Raw genomic sequence first — 15,888 nt, forward strand, 5'->3', positions numbered from 1 at the left:
CCCATGGCCACCGGCCATATTCCGTCATATGTGACCCAGGCGGATGGCAGCGATTTTCTTCTTACATTCATGATAATTTTTACCGTTGGCGTGATTGTATTGCTCGGCGTGGCATATTTTACGTTGCATTCGATCCCCGAGAAAATGGCGCATGAAACCAACCACCCGCAGTTTCAACTTGTTGGAATTCTGGCTCTGCTCGCGCTGTTCACCCATAATGGAATTTTCTGGATTGCCGCCGTTCTGGTCGCCGGTTTCCAGTTCCCTGATTTTGCGGCCCCGTTGCGGTCGATCGCGGATGCGATCCGATCGCTTGCTCCGGGGGATCGCGCGGACCCGGCTGGCAGGGCCGAATCCGCGGTCGCAGAGTTGAATGAACCAAAAGCGCAGGGGCACTGAAACATGCTGGAAACACTGATGTGCGCCCTTGTAACGGTGCTGCCGGATTATCTGTTCCGCCGATTTGTGCAGGGCAAAAGGATCGGTCACGAGATTACTCTGTTCACAATGTGGTACGAGTTGCGGTGGGGCCTGACGACCTGCGCGATCCTGGCGCTGACCGTGATCACGACCCTGTTCTATTTCCACCCCTCCAGTTCCGCCGCAGCATCGTTCTTCCGCACGGTGACGATTCTGCCGCAATTGGGTGGGCGGGTGTCCGAGGTATATGTGGCCAACAACCAGCTGGTGACAGCCGGACAGCCGATTTTCCGGATCGAGGATTTCACCCAGAGGGCTCAGGTCGAAGCCGCGCATGCGCAAATTGCGCAGGTTCAGGCCTCGCTGAAAGTGGCGCAAACGGATCTGGCCGAATCCGAGGCCGGGATTGCCGGAGCCAAGGCCGCATTGGATCAGGCGTTGGAGGACCTCGACCGCAACACCACCCTGCGGGATGAGGGATCAAGCGCGGTGCGGCTGGCCGAGATTGACCGGCTGGAAAATCTTGTGGCCGAACGCGAGGCACAACTGGTTGCCGCCCAATCGAACCGGGCCGCTGTCGTGCAGCAGATCGAAGAGTTGATCCCGGCCCAATTGGCCAGCGCCAATGCGCAGCTCGACTCGGCTCTGACCGAGTTGGACAAAACCGTCATCAGCGCCGGAGTCACCGGACGCGTCGAACAGTTCGGCCTTCAGGTCGGTGATTACGTCAGCCCGTTGCTGCGTCCTGCGGGTATTTTGGTGCCGTCCAATTCGGGGCATGACCGGTTTCAGGCGGCCTTCAATCAGCTGTCGGCGCAAGTCATCAAACCCGGCATGATCGGAGAGCTGGGTTGTATGACAAAACCTTTCACCGTCATACCGGTAGTGGTCGTGCAGGTTCAGGATGTCATCCCATCCGGGCAAATCCGCCCCTCGGACGAGCTGCGAGATGTGCAGACCAACACTAACCCGGGTTCGATCCTGGTGTACCTGGAGCCACTTTACAAAGGCATGGCAGATAACATTCCGCCGGGCAGCAACTGTCTTGCGAATGTCTATACAGACAACCACGAAAAGCTGGAACATGAGGAGCATGGGTTCTGGCAAAGCGCATTGCTTCACGTTATCGATACGATCGGTGTGGTCCATGCCGCAGGGTTGCGCCTGCGTCTGATCTTGATGCCCGTGAACGAGCTGGTGCTGAGCGGCGGGCATTGACTGGGCCCCGCCGACGCCAAAACCAATGAGGACCAATGCGGTTTTCAACTGAATTCAGCTCCAGAACGGAGGCAATAAGTGATCTGTTCAGGTCGGTATTCGCCGCATCGGAAGGTGTTGACGAGGGCGCGTTGATCGGGGCGTTGGCTTTGAGGTTAATGATTGAGACGCCCGCGTCGGATCTGTTTGTGTTCACTGCTGATGAAGGTTCGGACCTTTTGGGGTGTATCGTCTTTTCGCGATTGCGATATCAGGACGACCACAGAAACGTTTTTGTCCTCGGACCAGTTGCCGTCTCGACAGATCATCAGGGCCAGGGTATCGGCCAACGCCTTATTGCGCAGGGTTTGGCCTCGCTTGCACAAGAGGGGGTCGATCTGGTCTTTACCTACGGCGACCCCGGCTACTATGCGCAGGTCGGGTTCCGACAGATTCCCGAGGCATTCGCGCAAGCCCCATTCAAGCTGCAATACCCTGAAGGGTGGCTGGCTCAGTCGCTGTCGTCCGAGCGGATGCTGCCAGTTACCGGAGCCTGTTCATGCGCCGAGGCCTTCGCCGACCCGCAGTTCTGGTGAAGCCTACACTCGCTGATCCGTGACGGCCTGGTGATGGCCGCGCAAAAGAAAAAAGGCCCGCAGGTAGTGCGGGCCTTTTCTTTGATTGAAGATAGCAGATGTTATTGCGGAATTTCGCCTTCCAGCCCTTCGACATAGAAGTTCATACCTGCCAGCGTGCCGTCATCAGCTGTCTCGCCTTCGGCCAGCCAATCGCTGCCGTCCTGCTTTTTCAGCGGACCGGTGAACGGATGGTATTCACCCGCGGCCATGGCGGCTTTCATGGCAAGTGCTTCTTCCCTAATGTCAGCCGGGACGCGGTCGGAAATCTCACCAATTTCAACCATACCTTCGCGGATGCCGTCCCAGGTGTTCACAGTCTCCCAGGAACCGTCGATCACGGCCTGAGTACGTGCGATGTAATAGGGGGCCCAGTTGTCGATGATCGAGCTGACGCGCGGGAACGGGGCGTATTCGCTCATGTCAGACGCCTGACCGAAAGTGACAACATTGCCCGCCTCTTGCGCAGCCGCCTGTGGCGCGGTTGAGTCGGTGTGCTGCAGGATCACATCCGCACCCTGTTCGATCAGAACGGTGGCCGCGTCAGCCTCTTTCGCCGGGTCGAACCAGGTGTAGGCCCAGACGATCTTGAACTCGACATCCGGGTTTACCTTCTTGGCGTGGATATAGGCTGAGTTGATGCCACGGATAACTTCGGGGATCGGGTAGGACCCGATATAGCCGATGATGTTCGATTCCGTCATCTTGCCTGCGATATGGCCCTGAACGGCGCGACCTTCGTAGAAGCGCGCCGAATAGACCGAGACGTTTGGTGCCGTCTTATAACCGGTCGCGTGTTCGAACTTCACGTTCGGGAATTTCTTGGCCACGTTGATCGTCGGGTCCATATAGCCGAACGAGGTGGTAAAGATCAGATCGGCCCCTTCCAGCGCCATCTGCGTCATCACACGCTCGGAATCCGGGCCTTCGGGAACGGATTCAACGAACACCGTCTCGACCTTGTCACCAAAGTGTTCTTCGACTGCCTGGCGACCCTTGTCGTGTTCATAGGTCCAGCCGCCGTCGCCGACGGGCCCAACATAGACAAAGCCAACCTTGGTCTTGTCTTCGGCCATGGCGCCTGTTGCCAGCCCCAGCGCCATGGCGGCGCTTGTCAATAGAGTGGTGAATTTCATTTGTTACTCCCCAAATTGGTACAGTTGGCCCCTAGTGCGAGGCATGGAAGGTCCGGCCCAATGCGGCAGGTGCGCTGCTCTTGTCGGCCGAAAGGATCACAAGCACAAGGATCGTGATAATGTAGGGCGACATTGCCAGATACTCGACCGGAATGGCAACGCCCGCTGCCTGCAAATTGAGCTGCAGAACGGTGATGCCGCCGAACAAATAGGCACCCAGCAAGGCCCGCCATGGTTTCCAGCTGGCGAACACCACCAGCGCCAGCGCGATCCAGCCGACACCGGCGGTCATGCCCTCGGTCCATTGGGGCACGCGGATCAGGCTGATGTAAGCGCCGCCCATACCAGCACAGGCTCCGCCAAACAGGATCGCCATGATGCGGATCTTGATGACCTTGTAGCCAAGCGCGTGTGCGGCATCGTGGTTTTCCCCCACCGCCCGCAGGATCAGGCCGACACGGGTGTATTTCAGCGTGGCCCAGACAGCCGCCGTCAGCGCGATTCCGACATAAAGGATCGGATCATGTTGAAACAGGATGGGACCGATCACCGGAATATCACTGATCACCGGGATATGAATATCGCCCATGCTGGGCGGTTTGATCCCGACATAGCTTTGCCCCAGAAGGGCGCTGAAGCCGAGGCCAAACAAGGTGAGTGCAAGCCCGCTTGCCACCTGATTGGCCAGCGCCACCTGCGTCAGCAACACAAACAGTAGCGACAGCACCGCGCCGCCAACAGCCGACGCAATAAAGCCCAGCCAGGGCGAACCCGTCTCGACCGAGATCGCAAAGCCGCTGATTGCGCCGACGATCATCATGCCCTCGACGCCAAGGTTCAGAACGCCCGCTTTTTCGACGACCAACTCTCCGATCGCGGCCAAAAGCAGGGGGGTTGCGGCCACCATCAGCGAGGCGACCAAAAGGACGGGGTTAATTTCACCAAGGTCCATATCACGCTACCTCGCTATGGGCCGCACGGATGCGGAAATTTGTCAGGAGATCAAAGGCCAGCAGGAAGAACAAAAGCATCCCCTGAAACACCTGAATCGCGGCGGCAGGCAGGCCCAGTTGAGATTGTGCGATTTCGCCGCCGATGTAAGTCAGTGCCATCAGAAACCCGGCCAACAGGATCCCTACTGGATGCAGGCGGCCAAGGAAGGCCACAATGATTGCGGTAAATCCGTAGCCCACGTTGAAATCGATACTGACCTGACCCGACGGCCCTGAGACCTCAAACATCCCCGCCAGACCGGCCAACGCACCTGACATACCCAGACAAAACAGGATCAAACGCGCCGGGTTCACGCCTGCGAATTTCGCCGCACGCGGGGCCTCGCCGGTCAACCGGATGTGAAAGCCCAGCATATGCCGGTTCAGTAGAACATAGGCAAAAATAACTGCGACAAATGCCGTCACCACGCCCCAATGCATCCCTGATCCGGCGATCAGTTCGGCGTTATGCGCACTTTCATACGACTGCAGGTTACGGGACCCAGGGAAACCGAACCCTTCAGGGTTCTTCAGCAGGCCCAATGATACCGAGGCGAGCATCTGCTCGGCCACATAAACCAACATCAGTGACACGAGGATTTCGTTGGTTCCAAAACGTACCTTCAGAAAGGCCGGGATCATCGCCCAAAGCCAACCACCAAAGGCTCCGGCAATCACCATGATCGGAAAGATGTACCACGCGTCCAGAGGGTAGAAGGCCAGCCCGGCACCGGCACCAAATATGGCGCCCATGATATACTGCCCTTCGGCACCGATGTTCCAGATGCCAGCGCGAAACCCCAGCGACAAGCCAATCGCGATCAGCACCAAAGGCGCGCCTTTGACCAACAGTTGCGGGCGGTAATAGAACGCAAACTCGCCGAACAATGGCTCCCAGAAGATGGTTCCGATGGCCTCCACCGGGTTCTTGCCGAGCAGAGCGAACAAAACGCCACCAAACACCATCGTGGCAATCACCGCCACCAAAGGGGTCGCATAAGACCAGGCCCTGGATGGCTGAGGCCGTTTCTCCAACACAATCATCTGCTCATCCCCTGCCCGTCTTCATCTTTTTCCAAATACTCTCGCCGAAGGCGACGCGACCGTTCACACATGCGCCACCTCCATGCCATGGGCACCACCCATCATCAGACCGATCTCATCAACAGTCAGACCTGTGGTCTCGCGCGGGGCACTCAGCCGGCCTTCGTTCAACGCCGCAAAGCTGTCCGAGATTTCCATCAACTCATCAAGGTCCTGCGAGATGCAGATGACGGCCGTTCCCTTGGCCGCGAGATCCAGAATGGCCTGCCGGATCGAAGCCGCTGCCGCCGCATCCACGCCCCATGTCGGCTGGTTGACCACCAGCACATCGGGGTTCTGCAACACTTCGCGACCGATCACGAACTTCTGCAGGTTCCCACCCGACAGCGAGCGCGCTGCGTTTTCGGGCCCCGGCGTCCGGACGTCGAAGGCGCTGATGATTTTCTCAGCAAAACTCTTGGTATCGGCCCATTTGAGGAAACCGTTGCTCTCCAGCCCTTCCCGGACCGATCCGGTCAGCAAGGCGTTTTCGGTCAGGCTCATATCCGGCGCGGCGGCATGGCCCAATCGTTCTTCGGGCGCGGTCAACACACCCAGTTTGCGGCGCGCGGTAGGTCCGAGTTTGCCAATCGGCTGGCCGTTGAACTTGATCGCATCGGCAGCCGTCGTGATTTCACCCGACAACACGCCCAACAATTCGTCCTGCCCGTTCCCGGCGACGCCGCCAATGCCCAGAACCTCGCCCTTGCGAACGGTCATATGAACATTTTTCAGAGCCGTTCCGAACTCTGACGGTGACGGCACCGATAATCCACTGACATCCAGCGCGACCTCACCAAACGCGCGCCCCGACCGTTCGGGCGTCTGCAGAGTCGATCCGACCATCATCTCGGCCATGTCGCGGGCCGAGGTCTCTGCCGGAACGCATTCGCCCACATTCTTGCCCAGACGCAGGATCGTGGCGTGATCGCACAGCGTCCGGATCTCTTCCAGCTTGTGCGAAATATACAGGATCGACGTGCCCTCGGAGCGCAATTTGTTCAGCGTTTCGAACAGGATATCAACCTCCTGAGGCGTCAGAACGCTCGTCGGTTCGTCCATAATGAGAAGTTTGGGGTCCTGCAAAAGGCAACGAATGATCTCCACCCGCTGTCGTTCACCGGCGGACAGGTCACCCACCGTGCGATAAGGGTCCAGCGGCAGGCCGTAGGTCTCAGATACCTCCCGGATACGTGAGGCCAGATCACCCATCGGGGGCGGGTTCTCCATCCCCAACGCGATGTTCTCGGCCACGTTCAACGCGTCAAACAGCGAGAAATGCTGAAATACCATCGCAATCCCGTCCGCGCGGGCGGCACGGGGTTCGGGCGGTGCGAAAGGCTGGCCGCGCAGCAGCATGGTGCCGCTGTCGGGTTTCACCAGACCATAGATCATCTTGACCAACGTGGATTTGCCCGCGCCGTTTTCGCCCAGCAAGGCGTGCACCTCGCCTTCGCCGATGTCAAAAGACACCTGATCATTGGCCACGACGCCGGGATAGGCTTTGGTCAGCCCTTGAAGACTCAAAAGTGGAGTGGTCACGCGCTCAGGTCCTTCTTCAACTCGGTCTGTCGGGCCGGGCGCAAGAGCTGCGCGGCGACGCCGACGGCGATCATTTGCGGGTGTTTGCCCAGGCCCGGATCGCCGATCGGGCAGGTGATCCGGCTGATCCGTTCGGGCGAGTGCCCAAGGGCTGCCAGCCGCGACCGGAATCGCGCCCATTTCGTAGCCGAGCCGATCAGCCCGGCAAAGCGGAAATCGTGCGAAAGCAGCCGGTTGCACAGCTCCAGATCCAGATTGTGCGAATAAGTCAGCACAAGATGCTCGGCTTCGTCCGGTGCATGGCGGACCAATTCGGCCGGTTTGGCGGTTGGAACCACGGTCACTCCGACGGGGACGGTATCGGGAAAACGCTCAGGGCCCGTATCGACCCATGTGATCGCGAGATCAGGTAGCGGTGCCAGAACATCGACCAAGGCACGACCGACGTGGCCTGCGCCCCAAATCCATAGGTCGCGGGTCGGTTTGTGGACTGGCTCGATCATCCAGCCGTCGACCAGTTGCGGCTCGGGCGCGATGCCCTGACTGCGCGCCGACGCCAGCAGTCGTTTGACCGACAGGGGCATGTCTCCGCCGGACGGAGCACGCGCGATCACGGCGTCGTCCAGAACGTTGACGGTGTCCCAGTCATAGACCTCGCTCAGCAGCGATACAGCACCGCCGCAGCATTGGCCCATATCCGGACCAAGCGCGTGATGGGTCAGGCGGGCCGGGGTCGTTTGGGACATCGCGGCTTCCGCAGCCTGATACTCGAGCGTTCCGCCGCCGATGGTGCCGCTTTGACCACCCTGCCAGACCAGCATTGCAGCGCCCACTTCGCGCGGGGACGATCCCCTGATCCCTGCGATGACAATCCGGACTACGCGCCCATGGATTCTGACCGACTCCCGCAAAGCCTCCACGTCAAATCCCATCAGAGGTCTCCCTTCATCCGTTGGACACCGCGCCAGACCTCTTCAGCCGTCGCAGGCGCGTCTAGCGCCGGGTAGGTTTCCCCACAGGCGGCAACCGCATTCGACAGAGCCAACCATGCCGAAATGCCCAGCATGAAGGGCGGCTCACCCACCGCTTTCGAGCGATAGATCGTGTCCTCGCGGTTCTGGCCATCCCAAAGCGCGACGTTGAAGATATCGGGCCGGTCCGAACAGGCGGGGATTTTGTAGGTCGAAGGCGCGTGTGTGCGCAGATTGCCCTTACCGTCCCAGACCAGTTCCTCGGTCGTCAGCCAGCCTGCGCCCTGCACGTAGCCGCCTTCGACCTGTCCGATATCGAGCGCCGGGTTCAGCGATGCGCCTGCGTCATGGAGGATATCGGTGCGCAGAATGCGGTTTTCGCCGGTTAGGGTGTCGATCGCCACTTCGGTGACAGACGCGCCATAGGCGAAGTAGAAGAACGGGCGGCCCCGGCCTGCGATCCGGTCCCATTCGATTTTGGGGGTCTTGTAGAACCCGGTCGCCGACAGGCTGATACGGCCCTGATAGGCCAGTGCGGCGGCTTCGGCGAAGGTATAGCGCTCTTCACCAATTGAAACGTGGCCGTCCGCGAATGTGACCGCCGATGGATCGGCCTGATGCCGTTCGGCCAGATAGTCGGCCATCCGGTCGCGGATCGTGTCGCAGGCCGCTTTCACCGCCATGCCGTTCAGGTCACTGCCCGACGATGCCGCAGTGGCCGAGGTGTTCGGCACTTTGGCGGTGTCGGTGGCGGTGATCTTGACCATCTCCAGCGGAATGCCGAACCGCGAGGCCGCGACTTGGGCGACCTTCTGGAACAGGCCCTGTCCCATCTCGGTGCCGCCATGGTTCAGGTGGACCGAGCCGTCTTGGTACACATGCACCAACGCGCCTGCCTGGTTCAGGTGGGTCAGCGTAAAGGAAATCCCGAATTTGACCGGAGAGAAAGCGATGCCCTTCTTGATCACGCTGTTCTCGGCATTCCATTTTGCAATCGCTGCTTTCCGCGCGGCATAGTCACTGGATTCCAGTAGTGCTTCGGTCATGCCGTGCAGCTCAAAATCGCTAACCTCCATACCGTAGGGCGTGGTGTTGCCGCCGGTGGGCAGAGGTCGAACCGAGGCATCCCCAGTTTCCACTGCGCCCCGGCTGGTCAGGTCCTCATGCGGGTCGGGATGGCCCAGCGGTTTCTGGTGTAGGGGCTGATCAGCCACTTGATGCGCGGGCTCATAGTAGTTGCGTCGACGCAGTTCGACAGGGTCCAGACCCAGCTCATGTGCGGCGTGGTCCATAACGCGTTCGATCCCGACCATACCCTGAGGGCCTCCGAACCCACGATAGGCGGTGGCGGATTGGGTGTTGGTCTTCAGTCGGTGACTCTCGATCCGCGCGTTTGGCAGAAGGTAGGCGTTGTCCGAATGCAGCATCGCGCGGTCGGCGACGGGCAGGGACAGATCCTGCGCCCAGCCGCAAATCGCGTGGTGCAGGAAGGAAACACCCTGAATGTGCCCGTTCTCATCGAACCCGGCCTTGTAGGAAATCCGGAACGCATGGCGCTTGCCGGTGATGATCATGTCATCGTCGCGGTCATAGCGCATCTTGCAGGCTTTGCCGGTTGCGCGGGCTGCTACGGCGCAGGCGACGGCCAGAGCGTTGCCCTGACTTTCCTTGCCGCCGAACCCACCGCCCATGCGGCGGGTTTCGACCCGGACGGCGTGCATGGGAACACCCAAGGCATCGGCCACCTTGTGCTGTATCTCGGTCGGGTGCTGGGTCGAGCTGTGCACCAGCATATCCGCGCCCTCATTCGGCACGGCCAGAGCGGCCTGACCTTCCAGATAGAAATGCTCCTGCCCGCCCAGTTCGAACGTGCCTTCGATCACGTGGGACGCGCTGGAGATGGCGGCATCGGCGTCTCCCTTGGCATAGATACGCGGGCCGTCTTCGAACCGGCTGTCGGCGGCCAAAGCGTCTTCGACCGTCAGGATCGGAGTTTCTTCGGCATAGTCGATCTTGCCCAGCCGCGCGGCCTTACGGGCGGCCAGATGGCTGGTGGCGACAACCAGAAACACCGGCTGGCCGATATAGTGGATCGTGCCGTCCGACAGCAGGGGTTCGTCATGAATGGACGGAGAAACGTCATTGGCAAAGGGTAGGTCGTCTGCGGTCATCACCATCACCACCCCATCGGCGGCTTTTACGGCTGATAGGTCCATCGCGGTGATCCTGCCCTTGGCAATCGGGCTGAGGCCGAATGCGAGATGCAGCGAGCCCTTGGGCGTCGGGATGTCATCCACATAACGCGCGGTGCCGGACACATGCAGCGGAGCGGCATCGTGGGGGAGGGGCTTAGACACGCTCATGCCGGGACCTCCAACACGTTGGTCACCTCGCCCTGATCTTCAAGGTAATAGCGTTCCAGCATCGCCTTGGCGGCTTCCATACGGTAGGTGGCCGAGGCGCGCATGTCCGTGAGTGGTGAGTAATCTTCGGCAAAGGCAGGCAGCGCGGCGTCGATTGCCTCGCGCGTCCATGCTTTGCCGATCAGCGCGACCTCGACGTTGCTTGCCCGTTTCGGAATGCCCGCCATGCCGCCAAACGCAATCCGCGCCTGTGCGACGGTGCCGTCCGTAACGGTGATATTGAAACAGCCGCAGACGGCTGAGATATCCTGATCGAACCGTTTGCTGAGCTTGTAGACCTTCAGCCGGTCGGGTTGGCGCGGAAAGCTGACGGCTTCGACGAATTCAGCGGGCGCGCGGTCCTGTTTGCCGTAGTCGATGAAGAAGTCCTCCAACGGAATCTGTCGCCGTTCGTCGCCCTTGCGCAGATGCAGGGTTGCGCCCAATGCGATCAGGGCGGGCGGGTTGTCTCCGATCGGTGAGCCATTGGCGATATTGCCGCCCACGGTGGCCGCGTGGCGGACTTGCACACTGGCATAGCGGCGGATCATCTCGGCGTAGGAGGGGTGGTGGTCCGCTAACGCCGCGCCCATGCGGTTCATGTCGGCCATCGCTCCAAAGCGGATTTCTTTGTCGGTGATCGTGATGTCCTTGAGGTCATCGCAGCGGCTGAGGAAGATCACCGGGTCGAGGTCGCGCAGTTGCTTGGTGACCCAGAGGCCCACATCCGTCGCTCCGGCAATCAGAGTGGCGTCGGGGTGTTGCGTATAAAGCGCGGCCAGTTCGTCGGCGGTTTCGGGCAGGAAGGGGGGCTCTGCCCCCCGGCCTTCGGCCTCCCCCCGAGGTATTTGTGAACAAGAGAAGGATTGGTCGTTGGTGACCCATTCAGGGACCGGGTGGGGTTCGGCGGCTTTGGCGGCGCGGATGATCGGGGCGTAGCCGGTGCAGCGGCACAGGTTGCCTGCAAGCTGGGTGTCATGGTCGGTTGCGCCATTGGCGTGACCTGCAACCATCGACATGACAAAGCCCGGTGTGCAGAAGCCGCATTGTGAGCCGTGCAGATCGACCATCGCCTGTTGCACCGGATGTGGTTCTTGATTGGGGCCGCTTGCGCCCTCGACCGTGCGGACCGCTTTGCCGTGCAGTTGAGGCAGGAAGAGGATGCAGGAATTCAGCGCTTTGGCCGTGCCTTCCTCGGTGACCATGACCGTGCAGGCCCCGCAATCGCCTTCGTTGCAGCCTTCCTTGGTGCCGGTCAGGCCGCGATCCTCGCGCAGCCAGTCCAGCAGGGTTGCTGTCGGATCGACATCCGCCAGTTCCACTGTCTCTCCGTTCAGAAGAAACGTGATATCCATTCGAGAAACCCGTCGCGTTACCCTGTTGTGCCCGTCGGGCCCTCCTTCGATGCGACGTAGAAAGAGTGGCGGGCGGAGTGCTTGCCGGTTGATGTTAGAAACAGCGCAGCCGATCTGGCAAGAAAAACTGCCTGCGGAATGCACCATTACACCGCGCAAGCGATGAATCGTCGCGCATGTCTGACATTCAGTCGTCTGAAACTAAAGTGTTTTTTGTCTTTCGGGTCTGTCGCTTTCCGAAGCACCTTCTGGAAAAGCCGAATAATCAGAGCTGATTTTTTGAGCATCCCAAAGCGTCGGTTCACGCTTTTGCAGCGCCTCTGGCTGGGATAGCGTAGGGGTATGAGCAGTACCCCTCGATTCATTCACCTCCGCGTTCACACCGAATATTCTCTGCTGGAAGGCGCTGTGCGGCTGAAGAAGCTGCCGGGTCTGTGCGAGAAGGCCGAGATGCCTGCCGTTGCGGTGACGGACACCAATTCGATGTTCTCGGCGTTGGAGTTTTCCGTGACCGCCAGTGGTGCGGGTATTCAGCCGATCATGGGATGTCAGGTTGATTTGGCGTTTGTGCAGGCGCAGCCCGGTGAGAAGCCGAAAGCGCCCGCGCCGCTAGTACTGCTGGCGCAGTCCGAGGCCGGGTATGAGAACCTGATGAAGCTCAGCTCGTGCCTCTATGTGGACAAGGGCGGGCAGTTGCCGCAGGTCACTTTGGACGAGTTGGCGGAGCGGTCGGATGGTCTGATCTGTCTCACCGGCGGGCCGGATGGGCCGGTGGGGATGCTGTTGCAGCAGGGACAGTGGCCTGCGGCCGAGGCTCTGGTGGATCGGTTGGCGGGGATGTTCCCGGATCGTCTGTATATCGAGTTGCAGCGTCATCCCGGCGAAGATGGCCAGCCTGAGGTCGAACGCCTGACTGAGCGCGGCCATGTTGAGATGGCTTATGCCAAGAACCTGCCGCTGGTCGCCACTAACGACGTTTATTTCCCGACTTCGGATATGTATGAAGCGCATGATGCGCTGATCTGTATTGCCGAGGGGGCTTATGTCGACCAACAAGAAGGCCGCCGCCGCCTGACCGCGCAGCACTATTTTAAGTCACAGCAGGAAATGGTCACTCTGTTCGCTGACTTGCCTGAGGCTGTGGAGAATACGGTTGAAATCGCGCGCCGCTGCGCTTTCATGGCCTATCGCCGCGATCCGATCTTGCCGAAATTTGCCGATGATGAGGTTGCCGAACTGCGGCGCATCGCCAATGAAGGCCTGCAAAAGCGTCTTGCGGTCATCCCCCATGCAGTGACGCCCGAGGAATACCAGGAACGGCTGGATTTCGAACTTGGCATTATTGAGGGCATGGGGTTTCCCGGCTATTTCCTGATCGTTGCCGACTTTATCCAATGGGCCAAGGATCACGACATTCCGGTGGGGCCGGGGCGGGGCTCGGGTGCTGGCTCTCTGGTGGCCTATGCGCTGACGATCACCGACCTTGACCCGCTGCGCTATTCTCTGCTGTTCGAACGGTTTTTGAACCCTGAGCGGGTTTCGATGCCCGACTTCGATATCGACTTCTGCATGGACCGCCGGGAAGAGGTGATCCGCTACGTGCAGCAGAAGTACGGGCGCGACAAGGTGGGGCAGATCATCACCTTTGGTGCGTTGCTGTCGAAGGCCGCCGTGCGCGATATCGGGCGGGTCTTGCAGATGCCCTACGGGCAGGTGGATCGCCTGTCGAAGATGATCCCGGTTGAGGGGGTCAAACCTGTCTCCATCGAAAAGGCGCTGAAAGACGAACCCCGCCTGCGGGAAGAGGCGCGCAGTGAAGAGGTCGTCGACCGGTTGCTGACCTATGGCCAGCAGGTCGAGGGGCTGTTGCGCAACGCCTCAACGCACGCGGCTGGGGTGGTGATCGGGGATCGGCCACTGGATGCGCTGGTGCCGATTTATCAGGACCCGCGCTCGGACATGCCCGCAACCCAGTTCAACATGAAATGGGTCGAGCAGGCCGGGCTGGTGAAGTTCGACTTTCTGGGTTTGAAAACCCTGACGGTGATCCAGAACGCGATGGATTTGATCTTCAAATCCGGGCGCGATCTTCACACCGCACCCGATGGGACCGAGCTTTATGAACCCGCCGAAGGGGCGGTGAATGAGATCAACGCCATCCCGCTGGATGATGAGGCGACGTACAAGCTCTATTCCGCGGCCAAGACGGTTGCGGTGTTCCAGGTGGAAAGCTCGGGCATGATGGATGCCCTCAAGCGGATGAAGCCGGACTGTATCGAGGATATCATCGCCCTCGTCGCGCTGTATCGTCCCGGCCCTATGGAGAACATCCCCAAGTTCTGCGAGGTCAAGAATAAGCTCAGCGAACGCGACACGCTGCACCCGTCCATCGACCATATTCTGGACGAGACCCAGGGCATCATCGTCTATCAGGAACAGGTGATGCAGATCGCGCAGGAAATGGCGGGCTACAGCCTTGGGGGCGCGGACCTGCTGCGCCGCGCGATGGGTAAGAAGATTCAAGAGGCGATGGACGCCGAGCGGCCCAAATTCCTCAAAGGTGCCGCCGAAAACGATGTGGACGAGGCCAAGGCGACCGAGGTCTGGAACCTGTTGGACAAATTCGCCAACTATGGCTTCAACAAATCCCACGCGGCGGCCTATGCGGTCGTCAGCTATCAGACCGGTTGGCTGAAAGCGAACCATCCGGTCGAGTTCATGGCCGGTGTCATGAACTGCGATATCCACCTGACCGACAAGCTGGCGGTTTATTTCGAAGAGGTCCGCAAAGGGTTGGAGCTACCCTATGTGCCGCCCTGCGTGAACCGGTCTCTGGCGACGTTCGATGTGGTGAACGGTGAACTGGTCTATGCGCTGGGTGCGTTGAAAAACGTAGGTGTCGAGGCGATGAACCTTGTGGTTGAGGGACGTGGTGACAAACCATTCGTGAACCTTTTTGACTTCGCCCGCCGGGTCGATCTGAAAAAGGTCGGCAAGCGCCCGCTTGAGATGCTGGCGCGGGCCGGGGCGTTTGATCAGTTGGACAGCAACCGCCGCCGCGTCTTTGAAAGCCTTGATCCACTGGTGCAGTATTCGGCCGCGATCCATGAACAAAGAAACTCCAATCAGGTCTCGTTGTTTGGCGAAGCGGGCGATGATCTGCCCGAACCCCGCTTGTCCCTGTCACCAGACTGGCTGCCTGCCGAACGGCTGAGCGAGGAATTCAAAGCCATTGGCTTTTATCTGTCCGGTCACCCGTTGGACGACTACATGCCGGCGTTGAAACGCAAAAAGGTGATGACGTTGGATGAGGTAACGGAAAAGGCCCGGTCCGGTCCGCATTTGGCCCAGATGGCCGGTGTCGTCGCCGGGCGGCAGGAACGGAAATCAGCGCGCGGTAACCGTTTTGCCTTTGCTCAGTTATCGGACCCGACCGGTGCTTACGAAGTGACGCTGTTCTCGGACACGCTTGAGAAATGCCGAGAGTTTTTGGAAACGGGTGCTCAGGTGGTCATCAATGTCGAGGCCACGATGGAAGCCGATCAGCTTAAGCTGCTGGGTCGGTCGGTTGGTCCGGTGGATGCGGTTGTGGCGGATGCAGGTGCGTCCGGGCTGCGGGTGTTCGTTGACGAGGCCGAGGTGTTGCCGATCATTTCCAAGGTTCTGGAGGACGCCAAAGCAGCTGCCAAGGGCGCGTCACGCGGCCCGGTTCAGCTGTGCCTGCTGGACCCGTCCCTGCCCGGCGAGGTCGAGATGGACCTTGGCCAGTCCTTCCCCATCAATCCTCAGATCAAGGGTGCGATCAAGTCGTTGGATGGGGTGATGTCGGTCGAGGAATTTTGACCACGCACCCGAATGTTGCCACGACCCATGCGCCCGGTTAGGCTGATCCTTAGACCGTTTGAGTGGGATAGACCTTGGGAGGCGATCCAAATGACAACGAAATGTTTTTCAATGCGAAAGCTGGTCTTTGCGGCAACTGCGGGGCTGGTACTGGTTTCCGCATCGGTGAGTTTGGCGGATGACAAAAAGAAAAAGAAGACCATCGAAGGCGCGCTCATAGGTGCTGGCGTCGGGGCTTTGATCGGCGACGGCAAAGGCGCGGCAATCGGTGGTGTGGCCGGGGCCGTTATCGGGCATAACTGGAAGTGAGTG

The 15,888-nt window shown here is 59.9% G+C and carries 12 protein-coding genes; 5 read left to right on the forward strand and 7 right to left on the reverse strand.

Annotated elements, in window-relative coordinates; genetic code table 11:
• Positions 1 to 3: 3 nt before the first annotated feature.
• From ACRZ9X_RS17395 to ACRZ9X_RS17405, 3 genes are read left to right on the forward strand one after another with little or no spacing between them, the layout of a single operon-like run.
• Positions 4 to 399 carry a hypothetical protein gene (locus tag ACRZ9X_RS17395; RefSeq protein WP_480521383.1) on the forward strand — a complete coding sequence of 132 codons (396 nt, stop codon included), beginning with the start codon at positions 4 to 6 and terminating at the stop codon, positions 397 to 399.
• Between the two features lie 3 nt (positions 400 to 402).
• On the forward strand, positions 403 to 1,638 hold the full coding sequence (locus tag ACRZ9X_RS17400; protein ID WP_480521141.1) for an HlyD family secretion protein: 1,236 nt from the start codon (positions 403 to 405) through the stop codon (positions 1,636 to 1,638).
• A 35-nt stretch (positions 1,639 to 1,673) separates the two neighbouring features.
• Positions 1,674 to 2,213 (forward strand): GNAT family N-acetyltransferase, encoded by a 540-nt coding sequence (locus tag ACRZ9X_RS17405; protein WP_480521143.1) that lies wholly within the window; start codon positions 1,674 to 1,676, stop codon positions 2,211 to 2,213.
• 101 nt (positions 2,214 to 2,314) lie between these two features.
• Here ACRZ9X_RS17405 and ACRZ9X_RS17410 read toward each other — a convergent pair whose 3' ends face one another.
• From ACRZ9X_RS17410 to xdhA, 7 genes are all read right to left on the reverse strand, one after another.
• Positions 2,315 to 3,388 (reverse strand): BMP family ABC transporter substrate-binding protein, encoded by a 1,074-nt coding sequence (locus ACRZ9X_RS17410; RefSeq protein ID WP_480521145.1) that lies wholly within the window; start codon positions 3,386 to 3,388, stop codon positions 2,315 to 2,317.
• A gap of 31 nt (positions 3,389 to 3,419) precedes the next feature.
• Positions 3,420 to 4,340, reverse strand: a complete 921-nt coding sequence (locus ACRZ9X_RS17415) for an ABC transporter permease (RefSeq protein WP_480521147.1) — start codon at positions 4,338 to 4,340, stop codon at positions 3,420 to 3,422.
• A 1-nt stretch (position 4,341) separates the two neighbouring features.
• Positions 4,342 to 5,424: an ABC transporter permease gene (locus ACRZ9X_RS17420; RefSeq protein WP_480521149.1), complete on the reverse strand. Its 1,083-nt coding sequence runs from the start codon at positions 5,422 to 5,424 to the stop codon at positions 4,342 to 4,344.
• A 63-nt stretch (positions 5,425 to 5,487) separates the two neighbouring features.
• Positions 5,488 to 7,005 (reverse strand): ABC transporter ATP-binding protein, encoded by a 1,518-nt coding sequence (locus ACRZ9X_RS17425; RefSeq protein ID WP_480521151.1) that lies wholly within the window; start codon positions 7,003 to 7,005, stop codon positions 5,488 to 5,490.
• Complete coding sequence (xdhC, locus tag ACRZ9X_RS17430; protein ID WP_480521153.1) at positions 7,002 to 7,937, reverse strand: xanthine dehydrogenase accessory protein XdhC; 936 nt, start codon at positions 7,935 to 7,937, stop codon at positions 7,002 to 7,004. Before xdhC ends, ACRZ9X_RS17425 begins: the two co-directional genes overlap by 4 nt.
• The gene (xdhB, locus tag ACRZ9X_RS17435) at positions 7,937 to 10,339 is read right to left on the reverse strand and encodes a xanthine dehydrogenase molybdopterin binding subunit (RefSeq protein WP_480521155.1); all 2,403 of its coding nucleotides are present in this window, start codon (positions 10,337 to 10,339) and stop codon (positions 7,937 to 7,939) included. Before xdhB ends, xdhC begins: the two co-directional genes overlap by 1 nt.
• Positions 10,336 to 11,733 (reverse strand): xanthine dehydrogenase small subunit, encoded by a 1,398-nt coding sequence (gene xdhA, locus ACRZ9X_RS17440; RefSeq protein ID WP_480521157.1) that lies wholly within the window; start codon positions 11,731 to 11,733, stop codon positions 10,336 to 10,338. The genes xdhB and xdhA overlap by 4 nt, the downstream gene beginning before the upstream one ends.
• A 342-nt stretch (positions 11,734 to 12,075) precedes the next feature.
• Here xdhA and dnaE point away from each other — a divergent pair, with 342 nt between their 5' ends.
• Together dnaE and ACRZ9X_RS17450 are read left to right on the forward strand one after the other, a co-directional pair.
• On the forward strand, positions 12,076 to 15,576 hold the full coding sequence (gene dnaE, locus ACRZ9X_RS17445) for a DNA polymerase III subunit alpha (RefSeq protein ID WP_480521159.1): 3,501 nt from the start codon (positions 12,076 to 12,078) through the stop codon (positions 15,574 to 15,576).
• A gap of 90 nt (positions 15,577 to 15,666) precedes the next feature.
• Positions 15,667 to 15,885 (forward strand): YMGG-like glycine zipper-containing protein, encoded by a 219-nt coding sequence (locus ACRZ9X_RS17450; RefSeq protein WP_480521161.1) that lies wholly within the window; start codon positions 15,667 to 15,669, stop codon positions 15,883 to 15,885.
• The last annotated feature ends 3 nt before the right edge of the window (positions 15,886 to 15,888 follow it).

The sequence above is a fragment of the Ruegeria sp. AL1 genome (genome assembly GCF_056540905.1).

Excerpts from the sequence above, each read along its gene's own strand:
- ACRZ9X_RS17395 (WP_480521383.1), top strand. The coding sequence starts at position 4 with ATGGCCACCGGCCATATTCCGTCATATGTGACCCAGGCGGATGGCAGC.
- xdhA (WP_480521157.1), bottom strand. The coding sequence starts at position 11,733 with ATGGATATCACGTTTCTTCTGAACGGAGAGACAGTGGAACTGGCGGAT.
- ACRZ9X_RS17405 (WP_480521143.1), top strand. The coding sequence starts at position 1,674 with ATGCGGTTTTCAACTGAATTCAGCTCCAGAACGGAGGCAATAAGTGAT.
- ACRZ9X_RS17420 (WP_480521149.1), bottom strand. The coding sequence starts at position 5,424 with ATGATTGTGTTGGAGAAACGGCCTCAGCCATCCAGGGCCTGGTCTTAT.
- ACRZ9X_RS17400 (WP_480521141.1), top strand. The coding sequence starts at position 403 with ATGCTGGAAACACTGATGTGCGCCCTTGTAACGGTGCTGCCGGATTAT.
- dnaE (WP_480521159.1), top strand. The coding sequence starts at position 12,076 with ATGAGCAGTACCCCTCGATTCATTCACCTCCGCGTTCACACCGAATAT.
- ACRZ9X_RS17415 (WP_480521147.1), bottom strand. The coding sequence starts at position 4,340 with ATGGACCTTGGTGAAATTAACCCCGTCCTTTTGGTCGCCTCGCTGATG.
- xdhC (WP_480521153.1), bottom strand. The coding sequence starts at position 7,937 with ATGGGATTTGACGTGGAGGCTTTGCGGGAGTCGGTCAGAATCCATGGG.
- xdhB (WP_480521155.1), bottom strand. The coding sequence starts at position 10,339 with ATGAGCGTGTCTAAGCCCCTCCCCCACGATGCCGCTCCGCTGCATGTG.
- ACRZ9X_RS17450 (WP_480521161.1), top strand. The coding sequence starts at position 15,667 with ATGACAACGAAATGTTTTTCAATGCGAAAGCTGGTCTTTGCGGCAACT.
- ACRZ9X_RS17410 (WP_480521145.1), bottom strand. The coding sequence starts at position 3,388 with ATGAAATTCACCACTCTATTGACAAGCGCCGCCATGGCGCTGGGGCTG.